At 42.6% G+C, this 21,604-nt stretch carries 23 protein-coding genes; 10 read left to right on the top strand and 13 right to left on the bottom strand.

Features of this window, described 5'->3' with window-relative positions; translation table 11 throughout:
- Positions 1–25 precede the first annotated feature (25 nt).
- Positions 26–835: a ferritin-like domain-containing protein gene (locus tag M1L62_RS02225; RefSeq protein WP_254411371.1), complete on the bottom strand. Its 810-nt coding sequence runs from the start codon at positions 833–835 to the stop codon at positions 26–28.
- A 28-nt stretch (positions 836–863) separates the two neighbouring features.
- Positions 864–1,568: a ferritin-like domain-containing protein gene (locus M1L62_RS02220; RefSeq protein WP_254411370.1), complete on the bottom strand. Its 705-nt coding sequence runs from the start codon at positions 1,566–1,568 to the stop codon at positions 864–866.
- Positions 1,569–2,030: 462 nt separating this feature from the next.
- On the opposite strand from M1L62_RS02220, the gene M1L62_RS02215 reads away from it, so the two are divergent.
- Positions 2,031–3,605 (top strand): capsule assembly Wzi family protein, encoded by a 1,575-nt coding sequence (locus M1L62_RS02215; RefSeq protein WP_254411369.1) that lies wholly within the window; start codon positions 2,031–2,033, stop codon positions 3,603–3,605.
- 86 nt (positions 3,606–3,691) lie between these two features.
- Here the strand turns inward: M1L62_RS02215 and M1L62_RS02210 are convergent, their stop codons facing one another.
- Both M1L62_RS02210 and M1L62_RS02205 read right to left on the bottom strand, forming a co-directional pair.
- Complete coding sequence (locus tag M1L62_RS02210) at positions 3,692–3,895, bottom strand: hypothetical protein (RefSeq protein WP_254411368.1); 204 nt, start codon at positions 3,893–3,895, stop codon at positions 3,692–3,694.
- A gap of 40 nt (positions 3,896–3,935) precedes the next feature.
- A complete protein-coding gene (locus M1L62_RS02205; protein WP_254411367.1) occupies positions 3,936–4,190 on the bottom strand; it encodes a hypothetical protein in 255 nt (84 codons plus the stop codon).
- A gap of 282 nt (positions 4,191–4,472) precedes the next feature.
- Here M1L62_RS02205 and M1L62_RS02200 point away from each other — a divergent pair, with 282 nt between their 5' ends.
- Positions 4,473–6,080 carry a sensor histidine kinase gene (locus tag M1L62_RS02200; protein ID WP_254411366.1) on the top strand — a complete coding sequence of 536 codons (1,608 nt, stop codon included), beginning with the start codon at positions 4,473–4,475 and terminating at the stop codon, positions 6,078–6,080.
- An 11-nt stretch (positions 6,081–6,091) separates the two neighbouring features.
- Positions 6,092–6,838: a LytR/AlgR family response regulator transcription factor gene (locus M1L62_RS02195; protein WP_254411365.1), complete on the top strand. Its 747-nt coding sequence runs from the start codon at positions 6,092–6,094 to the stop codon at positions 6,836–6,838.
- A 14-nt stretch (positions 6,839–6,852) separates the two neighbouring features.
- On the opposite strand, the gene M1L62_RS02190 is transcribed toward M1L62_RS02195, so the two are convergent.
- The 3 genes from M1L62_RS02190 to M1L62_RS02180 all read right to left on the bottom strand — a co-directional run bounded on the left by M1L62_RS02190 (position 6,853) and on the right by M1L62_RS02180 (position 10,001).
- Positions 6,853–8,181, bottom strand: a complete 1,329-nt coding sequence (locus M1L62_RS02190) for a DEAD/DEAH box helicase (RefSeq protein WP_254411364.1) — start codon at positions 8,179–8,181, stop codon at positions 6,853–6,855.
- A 99-nt stretch (positions 8,182–8,280) separates the two neighbouring features.
- Complete coding sequence (locus M1L62_RS02185) at positions 8,281–8,649, bottom strand: DoxX family protein (protein ID WP_254411363.1); 369 nt, start codon at positions 8,647–8,649, stop codon at positions 8,281–8,283.
- Between the two features lie 77 nt (positions 8,650–8,726).
- Complete coding sequence (locus M1L62_RS02180; RefSeq protein WP_254411362.1) at positions 8,727–10,001, bottom strand: BamA/TamA family outer membrane protein; 1,275 nt, start codon at positions 9,999–10,001, stop codon at positions 8,727–8,729.
- Positions 10,002–10,303: 302 nt separating this feature from the next.
- Between M1L62_RS02180 and fabF the strand changes: the two genes are divergently transcribed.
- Both fabF and M1L62_RS02170 read left to right on the top strand, forming a co-directional pair.
- The gene (fabF, locus tag M1L62_RS02175) at positions 10,304–11,563 is read left to right on the top strand and encodes a beta-ketoacyl-ACP synthase II (RefSeq protein ID WP_254411361.1); all 1,260 of its coding nucleotides are present in this window, start codon (positions 10,304–10,306) and stop codon (positions 11,561–11,563) included.
- 62 nt (positions 11,564–11,625) lie between these two features.
- Positions 11,626–12,063: a DUF6526 family protein gene (locus tag M1L62_RS02170; protein WP_254411360.1), complete on the top strand. Its 438-nt coding sequence runs from the start codon at positions 11,626–11,628 to the stop codon at positions 12,061–12,063.
- A gap of 58 nt (positions 12,064–12,121) precedes the next feature.
- Here the strand turns inward: M1L62_RS02170 and M1L62_RS02165 are convergent, their stop codons facing one another.
- From M1L62_RS02165 to M1L62_RS02140, 6 genes are all read right to left on the bottom strand, one after another.
- Positions 12,122–12,763: a porin family protein gene (locus M1L62_RS02165; protein WP_254411359.1), complete on the bottom strand. Its 642-nt coding sequence runs from the start codon at positions 12,761–12,763 to the stop codon at positions 12,122–12,124.
- A gap of 181 nt (positions 12,764–12,944) precedes the next feature.
- Complete coding sequence (locus M1L62_RS02160; protein WP_254411358.1) at positions 12,945–14,012, bottom strand: hypothetical protein; 1,068 nt, start codon at positions 14,010–14,012, stop codon at positions 12,945–12,947.
- 195 nt (positions 14,013–14,207) lie between these two features.
- Complete coding sequence (locus M1L62_RS02155; protein WP_254411357.1) at positions 14,208–15,131, bottom strand: hypothetical protein; 924 nt, start codon at positions 15,129–15,131, stop codon at positions 14,208–14,210.
- 10 nt (positions 15,132–15,141) lie between these two features.
- A complete protein-coding gene (gene purN / locus M1L62_RS02150) occupies positions 15,142–15,714 on the bottom strand; it encodes a phosphoribosylglycinamide formyltransferase (protein WP_254411356.1) in 573 nt (190 codons plus the stop codon).
- A 192-nt stretch (positions 15,715–15,906) separates the two neighbouring features.
- Positions 15,907–16,602, bottom strand: coding sequence for a TapB family protein (locus M1L62_RS02145; RefSeq protein ID WP_254411355.1), 696 nt, complete (start codon positions 16,600–16,602; stop codon positions 15,907–15,909).
- A gap of 72 nt (positions 16,603–16,674) precedes the next feature.
- Positions 16,675–17,556 carry a geranylgeranylglycerol-phosphate geranylgeranyltransferase gene (locus M1L62_RS02140; protein WP_254411354.1) on the bottom strand — a complete coding sequence of 294 codons (882 nt, stop codon included), beginning with the start codon at positions 17,554–17,556 and terminating at the stop codon, positions 16,675–16,677.
- A 201-nt stretch (positions 17,557–17,757) separates the two neighbouring features.
- Between M1L62_RS02140 and bshA the strand changes: the two genes are divergently transcribed.
- From bshA to M1L62_RS02115, 5 genes are all read left to right on the top strand, one after another.
- A complete protein-coding gene (gene bshA / locus M1L62_RS02135) occupies positions 17,758–18,894 on the top strand; it encodes an N-acetyl-alpha-D-glucosaminyl L-malate synthase BshA (protein ID WP_254411353.1) in 1,137 nt (378 codons plus the stop codon).
- 56 nt (positions 18,895–18,950) lie between these two features.
- Entirely contained in the window at positions 18,951–20,282 is a 1,332-nt protein-coding gene (locus M1L62_RS02130; protein ID WP_254411352.1) for an NAD(P)/FAD-dependent oxidoreductase, read from the top strand.
- Between the two features lie 142 nt (positions 20,283–20,424).
- Positions 20,425–20,664 carry a DUF4834 family protein gene (locus M1L62_RS02125; RefSeq protein ID WP_254411351.1) on the top strand — a complete coding sequence of 80 codons (240 nt, stop codon included), beginning with the start codon at positions 20,425–20,427 and terminating at the stop codon, positions 20,662–20,664.
- A gap of 407 nt (positions 20,665–21,071) precedes the next feature.
- Positions 21,072–21,305, top strand: coding sequence for a DUF4160 domain-containing protein (locus M1L62_RS02120; protein ID WP_254411350.1), 234 nt, complete (start codon positions 21,072–21,074; stop codon positions 21,303–21,305).
- Between the two features lie 3 nt (positions 21,306–21,308).
- Positions 21,309–21,548 carry a DUF2442 domain-containing protein gene (locus M1L62_RS02115; protein WP_254411349.1) on the top strand — a complete coding sequence of 80 codons (240 nt, stop codon included), beginning with the start codon at positions 21,309–21,311 and terminating at the stop codon, positions 21,546–21,548.
- Positions 21,549–21,604 lie beyond the last annotated feature (56 nt).

Below are 21,604 nucleotides of genomic sequence, written 5' to 3'. Positions count from 1 at the left end.
CCTCCACAATTTTTTTGGACAATCCTTACAGCGACACGATAAACGGTCCTGCAATGTCCAAGACTTCTTTCATAGTCAATGGCTCGTCAAATGCTTCTGTGATCGCAGCAAATGATATATTTTCCAATCCGGCAATGCCAGGGACGTTTAGGCCACCTTGTACCACATTGCTTTCACTAATTTCTCCTTTATAAACGGCACCCGGGAAGCCTGCATCATTGGTGATCCAGCCCTTAGTCGTTTTGTCATTGGTAATTTTTCCAAGAATTCTTCTCACGATGGAAGCGTGGCGAGCTTCTACCGAATGCACCTGAAGCGCATACTGAAGAAGATTCGGCGCACTGATCAGGTTTCCTGCCTGGCCTTTGTAGGCACGTACTCCTGTGTCTTCAAACGCCTTAGATAAGGTTACAAATGTGCCGAAATCGGTAAATGCCGGGAAAGCACCTTTGGCTGTGAAGTCAAAAGTTGGCTTTTTTACCGCGTCACCCGCAAGCGCCGTTGCCAAAAACTTAACGTGTGCTTTTTCGTGCTGGCCGATCTGTGCAAATACAGCTTTGTATTCGCCCGGGATCAATCCCGCTGTTGCATTACCTATTTCGTAAAATTCGTTTTCAAGATATTCAAGTGTAAGTGCATAGTTTAAAACTTCAAGTGCCGTTGGTGTCGCACCATATGCTTTACTGACGATCGAAGCGAAAGCGGTAGGAACTGCTGCGGCCGCCAGTGTACTTCCGATACGGTTCATAAACGTACGGCGAGTCGCATGTTCCAGACGCTTGATTGCATCGCCATCAATTTTCTGAATGCTGTCAAGTATATTAAAAATATTCATGTTGGTCTGATTATTAAAGAGTTGATGATTAAACTGGCAATTGTGAATAACCGATTTTGTTAACAACAAAAGGTTGAACCGATGGCAGAATCACTGGCGGAGGTAGTGCTCCGTCAAATCCATCACTGGTCGTTACCACATCATCTCCGGCGAAGAAAGCCGTATTTGGCATGAGTAAATCACGGATAGCCGAGGCATGACGCGCTTCAACCGAAACAATTTTACCAGCCAGCAATAAATAACCAGCATCTTTAATAAACTTCCCTGCGCCGTTATAAGCCTGAACACCAGTATCTTCAAATAATTTGGCAGCACCCAGAACGCTGGCTCTGTCCGAAAAGTTAATTGAAGAGAAATTTGGTGTTAAATCTTTAATGGCAGCAGATTGCAGCGCAGCTTTGAAAAACTGTCTGTGAACAATTTCATGATCACGGATATCCGTCAAAATTGCTTTTTCTTCGGCCGTAATTCCAACATAAGGGGTTGTTAAAACCTGAATATAAAACGCAGCCTCCAACTGTTCCAACGCATAGGCATAGTTAAGAATACCCACATCACCAGCACCCAATTCTACAATTTTGTCACCTTCTAAATCGTGATCCGTACATGCACCGAGAATAAAAGCACCAGTGGCAGCGGCTACGCCTGCCGATCTAAGGAAATACCGTCTGTTCACTTTCGCCAATATTTGGCTGTCGGAAGAAACGAGGTTGTCAGATAACGTTTGTTTCATAGTCGTGATGATTTCTAATCCCTTTAGTTTGTTGAAAAACGTTGCATTTTAACAGACTTACGACGGTTGGATTAAAATAGATCGGAGGGAGAAAAAAAAGTTGAGGGCTGGCTATTTATTAAAAAAGCAGTTTTTGTATTTATGAGAGATATGGTTGCTGAAAGTTTCGTTTTTATTGGATAATAACCGGATATAAAATTTCGATATTTTTTGAAAATAAATTTAAACCTTGTTCTATTTATTGTGAAGAGAGCTGAAAATATTTTTTTTACACCTTCCGTTGAATAAATATTGAGGATTACGAAACCGGATTACCTAATCATGAACAATCTTTGTTGTTCGGAATTTTTCAGATTCTTTTGACTAATTTGCCTGTCTGACAAAATCCGCAGGATGTGATTTTTCGTATGTATTTTAATCAAGACTTACATTATTGTAAAAAACTCTTTACCTCCACACGTTATGGCGTTCATAAGCGCTCGAAAAGAAGTAAGTCACCAGTCTCGTTATCAATGGAAAGCTGATTATTTCATTTTCCATCTTGCCAAAATATGTCTTTTAGTGCTTATCATGCTGGTCCAAACTTCGGTGGAGACATACGGTCAGTCGCAGCATTGGAATCCTTCCGCAGAATTGGGGACCTATATCGGGACAGATGCCACAACACCTTTCTGGCTCAGGGCAAATCAATTTGGCGTTGTTCCATTGACTAGGCCAGATTTCACAGCAAGGGCTGGACTAGTTTATGAATCACAGATTTATTCCTTGGATACCACAAAAAAGACAAAGCTTGCCAAAATTACATGGGGAGCAGGTGCTGAGGCGGTATATAATGCCGGGAGTGGCAATAATAAATTATATCTTCCGGAAGCTTATCTTAAGGTGCGCTGGAAAAAACTGGAATTCTGGGGAGGAAGACGCAAAGAGATTCTGGGGATCATTGATACTACGCTGAGCACCGGGTCTTTCACCTGGTCGGGCAATGCGTTACCGGTTCCGAAGATTCAGCTTGGTTTCCCTGACTATGTCCCGCTTAAATTTCTGAAAAGCTGGGTTTCTATAAAAGGTTTTTTCTCCCATGGCTGGTATAATTCACCTTATATCCAGGATGCTTATTTACATCAGAAAACCTTGTATGGGAAATTCGGGAAACCCGGGGGCAAATTTAACCTTCAGGTTGGCGTAGTCCATAGTGTAACCTGGGCAGGAAGAGCCGAATATCTGAAGGATAGCCCTTTTGCGATTGACGGAAAACTTACTTCTAATTTTGGAGATTATTTGTGGGGCGTTGTGATCGGGAAGATTCCAAAGGTTTATCGTAACAAGCGTTTTACAAATTTTGATGGTGAAAACCGGGTGGGGAATCACGTTGGTCAGTACGACCTCGCTTTGGAGTACAAACTTCAAAAATCGAAACTGCTTTTATATCATAACCATCCTTTTGAAGACGGCTCGGGTTTACAGCTCCAGAATATCCCGGACGGGCTGTACGGTTTGAGTTGGAAAAGGTCGCCTTCCTCCAGGTCATTTGTTCAGGTGAGAGGTGTCCTGTTGGAATATCTTTTCTCGAAAGATCAGTCCGGGGCTGGTTTTGATGTTCCGGGTTCGCACTTTAAAGGCAATGATAACTATTTTGATCATGCCCAGTATCGGGAGGGATGGTCCTATTTTGGAAAGGGAATGGGAACACCGTTTCTCCCACCCACCAGCGAAATTAACCAGAAGGATTACGGCGGAGGCGAGTTTTTCTCAGATAACCGCGTAGTCGTATATCATGCAGGGCTGGAAGGAACGGCTTCAAAAGCAATTCAATGGCGGACTAAAATCTCATACAGTGCCAATTACGGGACGAATAACCGCCCTTTCGAACCAACTGCCAAGCAGTTTTCCTATTTATTGACGGTCGATGCGCCGCTGCTGAAATGGGGAAATACCAGGTTAATCACCAAACTTGCTGTGGATCAGGGAGATTTATATCCTGCTTCGGTGGGCGGATATATTGGGTTGCGGGCGACGAGCTGGGGGAGGAGTCGGTAAACATATTTGTTGAAATAATACAAGAGGACAGGGCTGCTGAAATATTTTCGGCAGCCCTGTTTGATATCCTATGAAGTCTGTTCATATTATTGTTTTAATGCACGTCCATCGTTAAACCCGGCAACGATATCGGTAAGATGGTCGTAAATCTGAATGCCGAGTACAAAGCCTAGTCCGAAAAGACCAACCCACACCAGTGACTTGTTTAAAGCCGTGCTGTTAATTCTGAAAAGATAGTTTTTCCCTGTCACGATTAACGCAATACTCGAAATGAAGATGATGAGCAACATATATTTGGTGATTAGCTGGTTAAAATAATTATTAGGTCCGTTATTCTTTGATCTTGTTTTCAGGATTAGATGAAACGATTTTCAGGGAATCGTTATTGGTCACAGGTTTTCTGTACGTTTCGGCTGTCAGATTTTTCTCTAAGTGCAAATCTTTTGAATTTCCGTCGGTATTTACGGTCGGAGCGGAAGGGGCATTGTTGTAGGCGACTGAGTCCGGTGTAATGTTTTCATTTTGGCAGCTTACGAACATCAAAGAAACAAGGACAAAAGCGGAAATTTTGGAAAGCGTTTTCATAAGGCTTTAAAAGTTTATGTTGTTATAATTTGTTAGAATCGTTGTCCGTGATGACATTGCAAAGGTGTGGGATGAAAACCGCAGTATAAATTTGTTGTGACCAACCCGGCAATCGGAGTGATTAATGCAGAACAGGCATGGATAAGCCCGGTTCGTACATCTTTTGGGATGGTTTGACTAAAACGGGCGGGTTCGTCATTGAAAAGAAGGAGTTGGTCATAAAAAACGAAGAATTGGCCTTGTGGAAACTAGATTTAAGTCTGGTTTTAGATTAAATAGAATATGAGACAACGATTGGCAGACCATAAATCATTATTCATTTTAGGGATTATCACACTGGTCTTTGTGTTTGGCGGATGGGATTACACGGGCTATTTTACAACCTGGAATTACACGGGATTGCCACTCACGTTGTTGCTTAACTACATTTTGTATGCATTCGCCTATTATGTTCTGGTTCCGGTATGGCGCCTTCGGACTTCGCGGTTAAAATTCTGGCTGTTCGCTTTTTCGGCTATTCTGGTATTTTCTATGTTGTCATTTCTGATCGCGAAAATAACCATTACGGAATCGGAGTATATGGCTTCGGTAGAACACGTGGAGCTTGCATTGGGAGGCGACGGGAAGGTCGCGAAAAAGGCTTCCCGTACAATGGATCGCGACTATATTGCTGCCATGATCATTGTCAATCCGTTAACGATGATGGTTTACGTGATTGTAGCAGGTTTCCATCGCCGGAGGCATTGGAGATTAAGGATTAATCGCTGGTGGAAAAAAGAAAGCGATAGCATTTCGGGTGTGCATTTGGTATGGCTTGTTTTAGGCTGGGTCCTCTGGCTTTTCCTGACGCTTTTTTCTGATATTTTTTCGGGAAAACCCATCGCATGGAGCACCACATTGCTGATGCTTTTGCCCTCAATGCTCTTTTTTTACATAAACCTTAAAACCAGTTTTAATTTGCTGGTTAGAAACAAGATTATTCTGGCACTGGCAAGCAGCTTCGGACTTTTCGTAGTGCTTGTCATTTTTAAAATTATCTGGTTTTTTATCCTGACCAAGGGTTTTGGATTACCATCGGTTCTCAATGGCGCTGATGTCTTTGCAAGTGTACAAACAACCGATCATTCGACAGGATATAAACTGGGACGGGCGCTCGGGAAAGTAACCCGAATCAGTAACACCTGGGATCTGATCATGCTGCTGGTTAGTTTTATTTATGGTTATGGACGTAAATCGGAGCAGTATCAACAAGAGCTGAGAGATTTGGCAGAAAGCAGACAGAAGGAAATGTTAAAGCAAAAAGTGCTGGAAAAGGAAGTTCTGGATGCACAGCTTCAATCTTTGAAATATCAGATCAACCCGCATTTTCTTTTCAATAGTTTGAATTTTCTCTATTCGCAGGCCCTGCCACTTTCGGATGAACTGGCCCGGGCGACGATGCTTTTGTCGAAAATGATGCGTTATGGCTTGCAGGAAAATAACGAAGAGGCAAAGGTATCCCTTGCCGGTGAAATAGAGCATTTACATAATTTCATCGCTTTCAATCAGCTGCGTTTTTCCAATCAGCTGCAAATAGATTTTCGGGTAGAAGGGGCGGTTCAGATCAGAAGGATCATGCCGTTGCTGCTGATCACTTTCGTCGAAAATGCATTTAAATACGGAGAGCTTCATCAGACAGAATTTCCGCTGCAAATCCATTTGAAAGCCGATGCTGAAAAGCTTTTTTTCTTTGTAAGAAACAAAAAACGAAACGGTCCCAAAGAAGATTCGACTGGAATCGGTATCGATAATATTAAACGCAGGCTAATGCTGGGGTATCCGGGAAAACACACGTTGCAAATTTCCGACGATCCTTTATTTTACACCTCCGAATTAACCATTATTCTTTAAATTTTACGGTTATGAATTTACGATGTCTGATCATTGATGATGAACAAGCTGCTATAAATGTGCTGAGTAATTATATTTCAAAAACACCTTTTCTGGAACTGGCCGGTACTTATCTGGATCCTGTACAGGCATTGGAAGTGATTTATACGCAGCCGATAGACCTTATTTTTCTTGACATTCATATGCCTGAAATTTCGGGTCTCGAATTTATCAAATTGCTCAGGGGGCGTGCAAAGGTAATTTTAACGACGGCATACAGCCAGTACGCACTCGAAGGTTATGAGCTCGATGTGGTTGATTACCTGTTAAAGCCAATACCTTTTGACCGGTTTTTACGTGCTGTGCAAAAGGTTAAGGAAATCCAGAGTTCAGGTGAAAAAACCGTTGTTTCGCCCGTTCCGGCTGCATACGCACCAACCACTACTACGAACGATCACGTGTTCATTAAAGTCGACAGCAAGATTATGAAGGTCCGTTTTCAGGACATTCTCTATATTGAAGGTTTGGGGAATTATGTAAGCATTTATACGGACTCCGGAAGGCTGGTCACACTGTCTACGATGAAGGAGGTGGAGGAATACCTGTCAGATACCTATTTCACACGTGTGCACCGGTCTTATATTATTGCTCTGAACAAGGTGGAGTATGTTGAGGGGAACCAGATTTTTCTGAATAAAAATACAGCGGTTCCTTTGGGAGAAACCTATCGGGACCGCTTCTTCAAATTACTGGAAGAAAATATGATGAATAAAAAATAAGGGGCTTTTGCCCCTTATTTTTTACCTGATCTTTTAATTGGGCGGCCATATTTCTGCATTTTTTCTTTTGCATGATCTCTCCGGACATTGACCTTTTTATTTTTATCTATTTTCTCATGAAAAGCAGCTCCGACCGTTCCCCTTTTGGGCAATTTCACGTCCAGCGTTTTCATGTAAATATGAGGTTTTTCGAGCTCGGTAAGAATCTCAGAAATTTTTAGATTCTCGGGTAGTGCAAGCATCGGAATTTCGTAGTTCATCAACGCTTCAATATTCTCCTGAAATTCCTTTTCTTTTTCTGTAACAAAGGAAATCGCAATACCCTTTTTATCAGCCCGTCCCGTCCGTCCGATACGGTGAATATAATTTTCAGGAACTTCCGGCACATCAAAATTAAATACGTGGGACACTTCTGCTACATCCAATCCTCTGGCGATAATATCAGTCGCGATCAGCAACCGGTACGTGCCCTCATGAAATTGTTTTACACTGTTGAAACGGTGATTTTGTTCCTTATTGGAATGGATCACGCCTATTCTTTCCGGGAATTTCATTTCCAGCTGCGCAAAAAGCTGATCCGCCAAATGTTTGGTAGCCGCAAAAACCAATACTTTGGACATGGTTTCATCTTCACTTAAAAGCAATTCCAACAGATTGACCTTCGTGTAAAAATTCGGCACGTCATAAGCCATTTGTTCAATGTTGTCCAGAGGCGTTCCCACCGGGGCCGCTTCAATACGCACAGGATCATTGAAATAGGTTTGCATCAGCACCTCTACCTCCGGAATAAGTGTCGCAGAAAACAAAAGATTTTGTCTTTTTGGCGGAAGCATGTCCAGGATGTTTTTAAGCTGGGTCCGGAAACCAAGGTTCAGCATTTCATCCACTTCGTCGATAACGAGTTTTTTGATCGCTTTGGTCTTAAGCGAGCCGTTCAGGGCGAGGTCATACAAACGGCCCGGCGTGGCCACAACCACATCAGCCCCGTTTTTTAACTCGGCCATTTGGACCTTGATATTACCACCTCCATACACACCCACAGCCGTAAGTGTCATATAAGCGGCCAGTTTTTTTACTTCTTCAACAACCTGAACAACCAGTTCGCGCGTTGGAACGATGATCAAAAGCTGAGGTAAGCGGTCCTTGGAATATTGTATTTGCCGAAGTGACGGCAGTAAATAAGCGAAAGTTTTTCCTGTACCCGTTTGGGCAATTCCACACACATCTTTTCCCGACATCATCACGGAAAATACCTTTTCCTGAATGGTTGTAGGGGTTGTATAACCCAGATCCGCTAATGCGTTCAGTAAAGGTCTGGTGAGATTTAATTCTTCAAAAGTCATAACACTACTGCTAAATAATCCGCAAAGGTAATTCTAATCTTGCGTACATGACGACTTATGCTGAGAATAAGCTGAAATAATGACAATTTCAGGTATGTTTCAATCTGCAATATTGGGCCTTGTATAAAGCCAGGCCCACCAGATCAGCACAAATTGTAGGGGCAGACGAAGCAATGCAAGCCATAAATATGGATTTTGCTGTCTGTAAAAACTGATAGCCATTTGAATATTTGCAGGGAAAACAGCGACGAGCAGCAGGATAATAAGCCAGGCTCCCCAATACCGGGTTGCGGGAATGGCCAATAAAATGGCAAACAATAATTCACACGCTCCGCTGATATAAACCAGTTGTAATGGAAAGGGCAAAAATTTAGGCATAATGCCCAGAAAAATCCTGGGTTTTAAAAAGTGCATAACGCCCGTAAAAACGAAAAACGCGGACATGAGGTAGAGGAAGAAGTGTTTCATAAAGGTCGTTGATGTATTGCGTTAAAATTTAGTGATTTAGCACATGTATTCCAAACAACCGATCACATCAGAATTACTCAGAAAACCTCGCCGAGCGTCAGCTTAATACCCGAATAATCTTTGCTGAAGCCGTAGTTGAGCGCTATATTGGTTCCTGAGCGCTTGTTCATCTTAATTCGCAAGCCTGCTCCGGCGCCTCTGTTCCAGTTCAGTAAGAAAGTACTTTTAGGGCCGCTCACTGTATTGGCATTTGCAAAAACCACAAAACCCAGAAACCCGTTATTGGTAATATCACGTCTGTATTCCGCTTCAAGGTAAAAAAGATTGCGGCCCCGATAACGGTTTTGATCAAAACCACGACCCGAGCTGTTATAGTCTTCCCAGCCGATACTTGGCAGGTCCAGGTAGGGTACTTCTTTGTCGAAGACCTTCCATAAATAGGTCCATACTGCCAGCATGTTTTGTTTTTCCTGACTATGATTAAAACGGATGTACTTACGAAAATCAATGTAAATAGACTTCCACGTATCGTCGTTACCTAAAAAAACAGGATTGACGCGGTACTGAATACTGGTATAATAACCATCCCAGGAATTCAGCGAGTTGTTTCTTGTGTCAAACAGGACGTTCAGACTTAGTCCTGATGAAAAACTGTTTAATGCCGGTGAGGTGCCGTACGCATAACCGGTGTATGTTGCCAAAGGAGGATCGTCCGGATCGGTGTTTACATGAATTCTATAATCAATATGATAGCCGAGGCCGGCAAAAAATCCCCTGGATATTCGTTTTAAGACTTGCTGGTAAAGACGGATGTAAGAATAATTGATCAGCAGCTTGTCTTCTTCTTTATATTGTCGGCCAAGTCCCCAGGTATACTGAGGATATACCATAAACCGCGTATCGCCGCTGATGACCCATTTATTTTGTTTCAGCCATATATAAGAGCGAATCGGCAGGCCGAAGCGCTGTTTAAAATTCCAGTATGGCGTGAACGTAATTCTGGACATGTAGGTGTCTTTCCTGTCACCCAGATATACGCCCGCGGTGGTGGAGGTGACAATGGCAGTTCCTCCTCCCGGAACCTGTGTTGAAAAGGGGAGTACAGAAAAATAAATTACCTTTCCATCGGTGCTTTCAGGTTTGCGCGGTTTGATATGGAATAAGTTCTTACCAATATCAATCAAGTCGAGCAATTTGCTGGTATCTCCTCTTACCGTGGAGTCTTTTTCAAGAACATTCCCCGGACTCTGGGCAAAAATGCTGCGTACGCCGGTCAGAGCAAAGAGCGTTATAAAAGTCAAAATGTAGGTGCCCCGATGAAAGAAGATATTGGTCGGGGACGTATTGTTCATATCAGGTACGTTAATGATAAAGTCAGTTCAAGGAGGATAATGGTAATTTTACTTTCTTATTATCAAACCATGCAATTTCTGTACCAACTTGTGTTTAAATGCAAGCGTGGATATTTAAGTCAGATTGTGATGCTTAAAATCCGGATATTAGTGCTGATTAAATATACAAAAAATACGAGAATATCGTGAACTGATCACATGGCGTAGTTTTCTGGAACATTTAGTCTGAATAAATGCTTATTATTTTAAATAACAGCTTTCGATAAATAAACCGCCGGTATTAAATTTTAATAAAAGTATAAATGAAACTTGTCGGACAATTAAACCGTGTAGTAGTAACAGGTCTTGGTGCTTTAACCCCGCTGGGGAATAACATAAATGATTTTTGGCATGCCCTGGTGAATGGCGTGAGCGGCGCTGGTCCCATCACCAAATTCGATACCACAAATTTCAAAACAAAGTTTGCCTGCGAAGTAAAGGGTTTTAACCCACAGGATTTTTTCGATCGGAACGATGCCCGTAAGTATGACCCGTTCACGCAATATGCACTGGTTTCGGTTGCCGAGGCTATTGAACATGCCGGCATTGATTTTGATAAACTGAATAAAAACCGCATCGGTGTGATCTGGGGTAGCGGAAATGGTGGGATTTATACTTTTCAGCAGGCTGTTTCGGAATTCGCGACCGGAAACGGGACGCCACGCTTCAACCCTTATTTTTATCCCAAAATGATCGTTGATATTGCTTCGGGCGTGATTTCGATTAAGTACGGACTGCGGGGTGTTAACTTTACTTCGGTTTCTGCCTGTGCCAGTGCCAACACAGCCATTATTGAAGCCTTTAATTTTATCCAATGGGGCAAAGCTGATATGATCATCACAGGAGGCTCGGAAGCGCCCATTTATGAAATTTCAGTAGGTGGTTTTAACGCGACGAAAGCATTGTCCACCAACAATGATAACGCAGAAACGGCTTGTAAACCTTTCGATCCTGACAGAGATGGTTTTGTGATGGGTGAGGGGGCCGGGGCGATTATTCTGGAAAGTTATGAGCACGCGGTTCGTCGTGGGGCCAATATCATAGCTGAAATCGTCGGCGGAGGAATGACAGCTGATGCCTATCACTTAACGAGTACACACCCCGGGGGAGAAGGCACATCACTGGCCATGGAACTGGCTTTGGAAGAAGCGGGTATTGCTGCCTCTGAAATTGACTATCTGAATGTACACGGAACAGCTTCACCGGTAGGTGATGTCAGCGAGTTATATTCGATTGAGAAAATATTTGGTTCCAATCCCGATTTGGGGATAAGTGCGACCAAATCCATGACCGGCCATTTGCTGGGCGCGGCCGGGGCAATTGAAGCGATTGCGTGCATCAAGTCGATCACCGACGATATTATTCCTCCGACGATCAATACACTAAAAATTGAACCGGCGTTCGAAGGTAAATTTGACCTGACGTTGGGAAAGGCCAAACAAAGGACGGTTAATTATGCGATGAATAATACACTTGGTTTCGGCGGTCACATCGCTTCAAGTATTTTCAAGAAATTTCAGTAACGGATACCGCCTGATTCAGGCATGGTTATTACAAAGCAAGCTGAAACATTCTTAGATTATATATGGAAGAGCAGAACTATAAAAACCACGTCCGTTATTACCCGCCTCATCATTTTGTATTTTATCCGGTACTGATGATTCTGATGAGTTTTAGTACCTGGTTTATTTTTAAATATGAGGAACAGTCGCTTCTCTGGCTATTTGTGACACTGGGATTGTTCATGCTCGGTTATCTGGCGTTTATGCTTCGCCAGCATTATGCGCTGAACAACCAGAACCGGATCGTAAGACTTGAACTCCGTTTCAGATATTATGTGCTGACGGGAAATAGGCTTGAAGATTTTGAAGGGAAACTCTCCGAAGGACAGTTATTCGCGCTTCGGTTTGCATCCGATCAGGAACTCCCGGCTTTGGTGAGCAGGGTATTAACCGAAAATATATCTGCTGATGAAATCAAAAGGTCAATCGTCAACTGGTTACCTGATCATATGCGGGTTTAAATCATGAAAAGGCATCCGTTGAGGATGCCTTTTCGCTTATAAATGAAGTGTAAAATGACTAGCGTGTTCTCAACCGACCGGATTTTTTATCATACGTTCCCAACGGGAAGCTAAGTCCGACGTTGATTCCCAGATTTCTGTTTTTAATGTTTACATTGTCGGGTCTGGCAACATCCAAAAGGCCGACGCCATATCGCACATCAAAATTCAACCAGATTTTTTGGCTCAGTTCGTAATTGAATCCTGCTCCACCTGTGATACCAAGATCAAAAACATTGAAGTAACGATTGCCAGATGTTCCGTTTAGGGTGTTTCCATCTTTGTCTTTTGCACTTACCAGAAAGTTTAGGCTTGGCCCTACAAACAATTTCGGACGAAAGCGGTCTCCATAACGACCAAAAAAGAACGTGAAAAACAATGGAGCCTGGATGTAGTTCAGGTTAATTTCATTTGTTTTTTCAAAAGTTTTGGCGCCCAACTGCGTAAAAAGCAATTGACCGCTAAATCCAAATCCTGTCTTTGAACTGTAATTGTAGAACCCTCCGATAGTAAGACCAGGTTTCACATTTGTGTGCTCCATGTTGCCATGAAGATTAGCAAACGAGACGCCCGCGATAGGCCCGATGGAAACATTCTCCTGAGCAAAGGCAGAAGAAATGCTTACAGTCAGAGCGAATAAAAGAATAATACAATTTTTCATATCAGTACGATTAAGTTAGTTAAAACCATACTTATCAAATTTTGTACCAGTCAATGCAAATAGCGACGTTTTTTGAAGTTCCTTTGGTAATCAATGCGGTATACGATGATTACAATTTTTACATAGGGGAGATTATGGGAAAATTGTGGTAAGATGTCTACAAAAATGCGCAAAACAGTGATTAGAAATCGTCTTCGTCGTCAAAAATGGTCATGTTAGGAATCTGGTAGGTTTTAAGGAATGTTTTTAACAAGCTTGGTTCTTTCCACCGTTTCAGCGTATTTTTTATTTCCTTTATTTCCGCCTTAACTTCGTTGATATTCGTGTTGAAACGAACGACCACCGTTGTCAGAGAATTGGCATGTTCGGGTTTGAGGCCGCACAAATAAGATATCTGTTGCTGGATATCCGCTTTTTCTTTTTCCAGCTCTTCAACCTGTTGTTTAAGCACCAAATTATAATAAGTCAGCTGCTCCTTGCCAAGGTTTTCCAGGTGATCCTGATCAATTCGCTCAAATTCGATTTGCAGTTTTAAAAGTTCACGGAGGTTGTTTTCTTGGTACGTCTGCGTTACGCGCTGCATGATCTCCGTTTTTCGCTGCTTTTCCGCCTCGTCCGTTTCCAGATCCGGGTGGAAAGCCTTAACCAGATCCATATAAACTTTTCTGACGGATTTGGTGGTTTTTTGCTGTTGCAAAATCTGTCTGGCACCGTTCTGCTGGGCTTTCGCTTTGGCAGCTCTTAGTTCAGCTTTGATTCGTTCCTGTTCTTCAATGTCCAGTTCGTGAAAGGGTTCTTCTTCGGTAATTTCATTTTCCTCAGCCAGAAGTTTACTGTCGATCAGCTGGGAATCAGAAAGTTTTAATTCTTTCAGCGCCGTTTCGAAATCAATTTCACTGTATTTATTAAAAATAGGGAGAAGCTCTTCAAACTTGTAATTAACGATCAGATCAAGGGAAATTTCCGAGATCAGATAAGCGAGCTTGGTAAGATATGCTTTTCTGTATAAGTCTTTTTCATACATCCGGTCGAGGTGACGCACGAGTTCGACCCGGAATGACTGAAATTCCATCACAATCGGATTGTATTCTTTCTGAACACGTTCCACCAAAAGATAGTAAGCATTGCGTAGTTCCGGAATCAGTATATCCAGCTGTTCAATTTTGTCGGATAACTGATTAAATTCTTTCTGACGTTTGTTTAAAACCGTCTTAGGCTGCCCAATACGCAGCACACTTGATTTTTGCATAATTCTGTTTTAAGATATTTCAACGGCTTCTGATAGCCTTGTATTTGTTTCTTACCCGTCGGATGGCCAAAAAGCCATCTGACGGGCCACCGCGTCCGACGGTTTTTCACCGTCGGACGCGTAAATAAAATTCTAGCAAAAAATGGCACAAAAAGCCCCAAATTAAGCTAACAAAAATTATCACCGGGATAATTCCTATAAACCAAGTTCCTGATAAGAAATCAGGATAATGGCTACGACGGCAAGAGCAAGTCCAAGTCTGTTCAGGTTATTAAGTTTTTCCTTATACAAAATCCAGGCGGCCAGAGAAGAAACCAGCATACTCAGAATGTTGTAAATCGGGAAAACGAAGGCGGCGCTGTTCCCAAACGAGCCCAAAGCCAGCAATAAAAAGTAAAGGGAAAGGAAGTTGGGAACGCCAAGGATCAGGCCGCCGACAACACTGCGCAGAAGCAGCTTTTCTCCGCCAAAAAATACCTTGTAGAGCAGCAGCATAGTGCCGATCAAAATAGCACCGGAGCAGGCAATGATCATGAACAGTGTCGTTTGCTCGGGGCGGTAGTACTGCATGGTCAGATAATTGATCAGTGTATTATTGGTCCCACTTGCCAAAAAAGTAAAAACGGGAAGAAGCCATGCGTAAGATAACACCGGGACTTCCAACGGCTGATCGTGTTCAAAGGATGTACTTTTTGTTTTCGTCTGAATGACACCTAGTGCAAGTGCGGCCAGCGCTATCACCAGCCCGGTGTAGTTCAGAAAAGTAAAAGCCTTGTTCGTATTTTTAAAAATAAAAAGACCGAATAATACCGGAATAACCAGCGACATATTACCCGCCAGCGAAGCCGCCGTTACACTGACTTTTTGCGCCGTCATACCAATCGACATAAAGGCGATCACAAACAGTGTTCCAAGTGCCAGCGTTAATATCGTCCCCTGCGAACTCCATTGTACTTCGCCGAACGCCTTTAAATCGGGTGTTAAGACGAGTCCCGTCACTACGCAGGAGTAATAGTTGAAAACCACTGCATGAAACGAATTGACCTGATATTTCGGATACGACCGCATGATCAGGTAAAGTGCAACGGTAAAGAGGACGGCGAGCAAAAAGTATAACATACGTAATGACTTAACTCAAACTGGAAAGTACTTCGTCTACAACGCGTGGGAAATGTTGATGTTCCAGTACATGGATTTTATCAGCCACGCTGTCTGCGTTATCGGTTTCTGTTACCTCGCAGCTTGTTTGGAAAATGATATTGCCTTCATCATAATGCTGGTTGACATAATGGATGGTGATACCGGATTCTTTCTCCTTGTTTGCAACCACTGCCTCATGTACAAAATGACCATACATGCCTTTTCCCCCAAATTTCGGCAGCAAAGCCGGGTGAATATTGACCATCCGATCGGGAAATGCCTCTACCATCGAAGCGGGGATCAGCATCATAAAGCCGGCCAGCACGATGAGGTCAATTTTGTTATTTTTCAACAGATCCAGAATGCGGTCAGTTTCATAAAAGGTTTTTCTGTCAAAAACGACAACCGGGATATGCAGGCGCCGCGCACGTTCGATAACGCCGGCCTGTGGATTATTAGTCAGTATCAATGTAATCTGCACATCGGAACGTTCAGCAAAATATTCGCTGATTTTTTCAGCATTGGATCCGGAACCTGATGCGAAAATGGCAATATGTTTCATTTAGCGGCCGCCGCAGCGGTTGAAAGTTGAAAGTGTAAAGTTGAGAGCGGAAAGCCAGCAGTTGACTGGTTTGCACCTGTCACTTTGAATTTCCGGAATTTTGAAATAATTGGCAAAGCTATAAAAAAGAACGACTTCCGGGGTTAATTCGGAAGCCGTTCTTCATATCTTTTAGCATTGTTATGCTGTCGGCTAGTAAATTTTAGTCAGCTCACTTCTGCTGAACAGCTTGCCTTTACGGTAAGATTCGGTTTTTAAATCCCAAAGGACACCGGGTGTACGCCATGAAATGGTGTTGATATCGATGGTTATGCCAAAGCCCATTTTTGTCTCCATTTTCATGTCCGATGTGATTTTGTAGGCGTCAAAAGTTCCGGCAGAAATAGTGATTTTTTCCTGGCTTTCTACATTTCTGTTTGAGATAAGCATATTGAAATTCATCGTCATCGGCCCCGAAGTTCCTTCTCCTTTCATGGAAGCATCTTTAAGTTTTTGCCCGACGGAGAATTTGTTGGGAAACTCGATATTGGTCGAAGTGAATTTCATCTGAAAATTTTCAAACGATTTCATCTGTTCCTGGTTGATCAGCGTACTGGCGTCCAGATACAAGGTATTGCCGTCGCATTTCATTTCATAGGTATTTTTCAATTCGGATTTACCTTTCGGGTTGAAGGATTCCATGTCAATGGTAATAACGGACATGCCTCCTTGTGAGGTCACCTTGGCTATTTTGTAGGTCATCGTGCCAATCAGTTTGCCTTTGCCATCGTAATTGGCCATTTCAAATCCGCTTCCGGCTTTCATGTTGGTGCCCATGCATTCCTGCGCACGCACGCTGCTGATGCTTACAATAAAGACGGATAATAATAGTAGAATTTTACTTTTCATAGGGGTGATCGTTTAGATTTATCTGATTGGTGATTTTTTGGTTGCAGACCGGATCCGATGTGTCCCGCAGGATTATGCCCAAACCATCGTGACAAGGCCCAGAAGCATAATTAATTTACACAAAGAACTGATTTTTCTGAAATCACGGCGCGTATCCGAGCGGCTTAATGTATAAACAAGCCATCCGATGGGGAACAAAAGTAAAAGAAACAGCACAGCCAGCACAGGATTATTGAGGGTATGCGCCATGAAAAACAAGGTCGTGACGAAAATGAAAATAATGCAGTACAGAAAATGTTTTGTCCGTCGTATTCCCCAGATGATCGGCAGTGTCCGGCATCCGTGCGCCTCGTCGCCGCGAATGTCTTCCATATCTTTGATGATTTCCCGGATCAGAGAAATAAAGAAAGAGAAAACGGCATAAATAAACACGAGCTGGCGGTTTTCGGGATATCGTATCGTCAGGATCAAAAGTGTAAAACCCGTCAGCAAAGACACAATGAGGTTTCCGATAAAGGGCGCTCGTTTGTAACGTTCGGAGTAAAACCAAAGCATGGTGATGGATATCACGTTCACAAGGAATACCCAATGACTTACCAGAAGCCCGAGGGCGGCTCCCAGCACATTTAACACCTGATGCGCACCCATGGCCCAGCGCCTTTTCAGATAACGGCCAACAACAACGCGTTCGGGTTTGTTAACGATATCAATTTTAATGTCGAAATAATCATTGATAATATAACCGGCGGCCGCAATGCAAACCGTGGAAAGCGACAGAATGAACAAGTCGGGATCACTGATGATTTTTCTCCATTCATGTCTCGGGCCAATCAGCAATATGCGCGTAAGGTACTGCGTAACAGCCACGATGAGCAGATTGCTCATGCGGACCAGGCGCACGCTTCCGGCAACAAAATCCCAAAATCTTACTTTCGGTCTTAAAGACACATTCATGAAGGTTATTAAAAATATATGCAGGTTCAGACATTAAAATTATTCATTTTATGTCAATTAAGGAATTAATAAAATCTTTCTCTTACACTTCGGGATAAAAAAGCATTGATTTTGTGTTAGCTAAGAATCACCCGTCCGTTTATAAAAGTTCGTCGTGCTTAAACTTAAATTATTTCACTCAGAACATAGAAATTTAAAATCATGAAAATAGGCATTGTGTGCTACCCAACCTTTGGAGGTAGTGGCGTAGTTGCTACGGAACTAGGGAAAGCACTTGCAAAAGAGGGACATCAGGTACATTTTATTACGTACTCTCAACCTCAGCGACTGGATTTTTTCAATGAAAACCTTTATTACCACGAAGTAAATATACCTGCATACCCGTTGTTTCAATACCCGCCTTATGAATCGGCTTTGTCGAGCCATATGGTGCATGTTGTGAAGATGGAAAAACTGGATTTACTCCATGTTCATTACGCCATTCCGCATGCGTCATCTGCTTATCTTGCCAAGCAGATCCTGGCGCAGCAGGGCATTCATATCCCGATCATCACCACATTGCACGGTACTGATATCACACTGGTTGGAAAAGATGAGTCTTACGAACCTGTGGTAACTTTCAGTATCAATCAGTCGGATGGGATAACGGCCGTTTCTGAATCGCTGAAAAATGATACTTACCGGCATTTTGCTGTTACAAAAGATATAGAAGTAATCCCGAATTTTATTGATCTGAGCCGTTTTAACAGACAAAAAAAGGACCACTTCAAACTCGCGATTTGTCCTAATAACGAAAAACTGATCGTGCATACTTCGAATTTCCGTAAAGTGAAAAGGATCGATGATGTGATCATGATTTTTCATCAGCTTAGAGACATTACACCGAGTAAGTTGCTGTTGGTTGGTGACGGTCCTGACCGTGCACGGATCGAACGTTTATGCCGTGATCTTGATATGCTTTCAGACGTCCGTTTTCTGGGTAAACTGGATGCGATCGAAGAAGTTTTATCTGTGGCGGATCTGTTCCTGATGCCGTCGGAATCTGAAAGTTTTGGATTGGCTGCACTGGAGGCGCTTGCCTGTGAGGTTCCACTGATTACTTCCAATGCTGGTGGATTACCAGAACTTAATATTCCGGGTGTTACCGGATTTCTAAGTGATATCGGAGATGTCAATGATATGGTAAAAAATGCAGCCTATATTTTAGAGGATGAAAATTTGCCGAGATTCAAGGAAAACGCGCTGGCCAGAGCGAAAGAATTTGACGTAGCCAGGATTTTGCCTCACTACGAATCGTACTACGAACGCGTGATCGAAAATAGTAAGGCGGCTGTGTAACTGCTTGTAGGTATGGTATTTGTAACGGGGTTTTCTCAACGACAAATACCATACTTATGCTTCCGAATATCCCATATACCAATCATAAAAGAGTTGTAATCATCGGTGCCGGTTTTGGCGGCCTCGCGTTGGCAAGAGAAATTGCCAAACGGGACGATTTACAGATTGTCATTATTGACAAGAATAATTATCACCAGTTTCAGCCGCTTTACTATCAGGTTGCCACCGCCGGGCTCGAACCAAGTTCCATAGCCTTTCCGCTCCGGAAGGTTTTTCAATCCAGAAAAAATGTTCACATACGGGTTACGGAGGTGTCCGCAATTCATACCGGGCGAAAATCTGTTGAAACGGGTTTGGGTGAGATTACATATGATTTCCTGGTGATCGCGACCGGTGCTGTCACCAATTATTTTGGAATGAAAGAAATCGAGCAGCGGGCCATTCCTATGAAATCTGTTGCGGAGGCACTTGCGCTGAGAAACAGAATGCTGCAAAATTTTGAAGATGCATTGTCGGTAGATACGGCCGATGAGATCGAAGGGTTGCTGAGTATTGTGGTGGTCGGTGGCGGGCCCACGGGCGTTGAGCTGGTAGGGACGTTATCGGAAATGCGGCAAAACATTCTCCCCAAAGATTACCCTGAACTAGATTTTTCACTGATGAACATCTATCTGCTGGAAGGCGTTGATAAGCTGCTGCCGGTAATGTCGGAGGAATCGTCTGGGAAGTCCAGGGAATATCTCGAAAAAATGGGTGTGAAAATTCTGACAGGTCAATCGGTGACAGGTTATGACGGCAAATATGTGACCACCAGACAAGGTATGAATTTACGAACCGATAATCTGGTTTGGGCGGCAGGGGTTAAGGCCAATGTTCTAAATGGGATCAATCCCGAAGTTCTGGTGAAAGGAGGGAGGATCAAAGTGGATGAATTTAGCCGCGTGATGGGTTATCAGGACATTTTTGCGATCGGAGATGTAGCATCCATGAGCGAAGGGGAATTTGAAAACGGGCATCCGCAGCTTGCACAGCCAGCGATTCAGCAAGGAAAAACGCTGGCTAAAAATATCTGGCGGGCACTCGATGGTAAGCCTCCGGTAGCGTTTAAGTACAAAGATCTGGGCTCTATGGCGACGATAGGCAGGAACAAGGCTGTTGTCGATTTGCCATTTTTTAAATTTCAGGGATTTTTTGCCTGGCTCACCTGGATGTTTATTCACCTGATTTCGCTGGTTGGAATAAAAAACAGGATACTGATTTTTATCAACTGGATTTGGACCTACATTACCTATGATCAGTCCCTGAGACTGATCCTCAAACCCAAAATCCTGCAACCTGGATTTGTTGAAGAACCAGAACCCGAAGACGAGAAAGCCGCCGGAGTTTAAATGCAGTCACCGTCTTTTCACCGTTTGTCAATAAGGTACACCATTCTTCAAGGCTGTTGGAGGATTTGACAGCTTTTCGTTATATTCGTGTGTTATTTTTAGTGGGTTTCTCGTTATAATGGAGATATAAAACTTTTGAGAGATGAAAATTTTATTTAATGTTCTTGTCATATTCTTTTTGTTATTAGCGTTTGTTCCGGTTTTTCGCCGGTTTATGTTCCATTTATTGGTTGGAAGGCAATTGGTAAAGGAGCAGAAAAGACAGGCAAAAGCTTATGAACAAAAGACGAAGGCAGGAATTCGTGTTGATGTCGTTCCACCGGATGCCAACCAATCACGTTTCCGCGGAGGCGAATATGTGGATTATGAGGAGGTTAAATAGAAAGGAAAGATATTTTAATAGAAATTTAATTGGGCCTGGAATCTTCTGATTTCGGGCTTTTTTTGCCCGCTCAGATTTGAATGGCTGTGTTGGTGGGTTATCGTTTGTGATGCGGTTTTTAAGATCTTATCAGCTCGGTGTAGCAATGATTTTTATTCCTTCATGTTTTGGGATATTAAAACTACAAAACAGGGCAGGCGTAATTAACAGGGCTAATATTTTTTTCATTCTACCGGAGATATGGAAAACAGAGGAGTTTGAGATACTTTGGCCGGAAATATAAGATAGTTATGAGGATATCTTTCACAAATCGTTTCGTAAAAAAATAGGAGCGAGTCAAATTATGCCATGATTCTGTAATTCCTGATTGAGAAAATTATGTTATATTGGTACAAACAATTACGTCAATGCCTGAATTATTAAGATTATTTGGATTGCGTTTTTTCTTTTACAGCAATGATCATCGGCCTCCACACATTCATGTTAGAAATAATGATGGGGAAGCAAGGTTTACTTTGGAACCTGTTGAATGCCTTGAAAATAATGGATTGAAAAATAAGGATTTGTATTTAGCGGAAGCCATAATCGAAGAAAATAAGGAAATTTTTCTTGGTAGGTGGAATGAATTTTTTAAATCTTGAAATATGAAATTTTTCGAATATAAGGCTGAGAAAGTCTGGATTACGGAAACAGAAATAAAAGTACTACTTGCAGACGGAAGAGAATCTTGTTTAGAAATCTCTGATTTTCCGTTGTTAAGAAACGCAACTGATTCGCAAAGACAAAATGTCGAAATTGTCAATGGCTATGCGTTGTACTGGCCTGAATTAGGAGAGGATCTAAGCATTGCCGGTTTCTTTGAAAAGGAAATGGCATCCAACTAGTGTACAATTTGTAAATCTGTGTAATTTGGCTCGATTTGTGAATCGGTGCTAGCGCA

The sequence above is a fragment of the Dyadobacter diqingensis genome, from assembly GCF_024220585.1.
Lineage (GTDB): Bacteria > Bacteroidota > Bacteroidia > Cytophagales > Spirosomataceae > Dyadobacter > Dyadobacter diqingensis.
This window is presented reverse-complemented; position numbering and strand designations above follow the sequence as displayed.

Bases quoted from the DNA above. Each gene is read 5' to 3' on its own strand.
- M1L62_RS02225 (WP_254411371.1), bottom strand. From the start codon at position 835: ATGAATATTTTTAATATACTTGACAGCATTCAGAAAATTGATGGCGAT.
- M1L62_RS02220 (WP_254411370.1), bottom strand. From the start codon at position 1,568: ATGAAACAAACGTTATCTGACAACCTCGTTTCTTCCGACAGCCAAATA.
- M1L62_RS02215 (WP_254411369.1), top strand. From the start codon at position 2,031: ATGGCGTTCATAAGCGCTCGAAAAGAAGTAAGTCACCAGTCTCGTTAT.
- M1L62_RS02210 (WP_254411368.1), bottom strand. From the start codon at position 3,895: ATGTTGCTCATCATCTTCATTTCGAGTATTGCGTTAATCGTGACAGGG.
- M1L62_RS02205 (WP_254411367.1), bottom strand. From the start codon at position 4,190: ATGAAAACGCTTTCCAAAATTTCCGCTTTTGTCCTTGTTTCTTTGATG.
- M1L62_RS02200 (WP_254411366.1), top strand. From the start codon at position 4,473: ATGAGACAACGATTGGCAGACCATAAATCATTATTCATTTTAGGGATT.
- M1L62_RS02195 (WP_254411365.1), top strand. From the start codon at position 6,092: ATGAATTTACGATGTCTGATCATTGATGATGAACAAGCTGCTATAAAT.
- M1L62_RS02190 (WP_254411364.1), bottom strand. From the start codon at position 8,181: ATGACTTTTGAAGAATTAAATCTCACCAGACCTTTACTGAACGCATTA.
- M1L62_RS02185 (WP_254411363.1), bottom strand. From the start codon at position 8,649: ATGAAACACTTCTTCCTCTACCTCATGTCCGCGTTTTTCGTTTTTACG.
- M1L62_RS02180 (WP_254411362.1), bottom strand. From the start codon at position 10,001: ATGAACAATACGTCCCCGACCAATATCTTCTTTCATCGGGGCACCTAC.
- fabF (WP_254411361.1), top strand. From the start codon at position 10,304: ATGAAACTTGTCGGACAATTAAACCGTGTAGTAGTAACAGGTCTTGGT.
- M1L62_RS02170 (WP_254411360.1), top strand. From the start codon at position 11,626: ATGGAAGAGCAGAACTATAAAAACCACGTCCGTTATTACCCGCCTCAT.
- M1L62_RS02165 (WP_254411359.1), bottom strand. From the start codon at position 12,763: ATGAAAAATTGTATTATTCTTTTATTCGCTCTGACTGTAAGCATTTCT.
- M1L62_RS02160 (WP_254411358.1), bottom strand. From the start codon at position 14,012: ATGCAAAAATCAAGTGTGCTGCGTATTGGGCAGCCTAAGACGGTTTTA.
- M1L62_RS02155 (WP_254411357.1), bottom strand. From the start codon at position 15,131: ATGTTATACTTTTTGCTCGCCGTCCTCTTTACCGTTGCACTTTACCTG.
- purN (WP_254411356.1), bottom strand. From the start codon at position 15,714: ATGAAACATATTGCCATTTTCGCATCAGGTTCCGGATCCAATGCTGAA.
- M1L62_RS02145 (WP_254411355.1), bottom strand. From the start codon at position 16,602: ATGAAAAGTAAAATTCTACTATTATTATCCGTCTTTATTGTAAGCATC.
- M1L62_RS02140 (WP_254411354.1), bottom strand. From the start codon at position 17,556: ATGAATGTGTCTTTAAGACCGAAAGTAAGATTTTGGGATTTTGTTGCC.
- bshA (WP_254411353.1), top strand. From the start codon at position 17,758: ATGAAAATAGGCATTGTGTGCTACCCAACCTTTGGAGGTAGTGGCGTA.
- M1L62_RS02130 (WP_254411352.1), top strand. From the start codon at position 18,951: ATGCTTCCGAATATCCCATATACCAATCATAAAAGAGTTGTAATCATC.
- M1L62_RS02125 (WP_254411351.1), top strand. From the start codon at position 20,425: ATGAAAATTTTATTTAATGTTCTTGTCATATTCTTTTTGTTATTAGCG.
- M1L62_RS02120 (WP_254411350.1), top strand. From the start codon at position 21,072: ATGCCTGAATTATTAAGATTATTTGGATTGCGTTTTTTCTTTTACAGC.
- M1L62_RS02115 (WP_254411349.1), top strand. From the start codon at position 21,309: ATGAAATTTTTCGAATATAAGGCTGAGAAAGTCTGGATTACGGAAACA.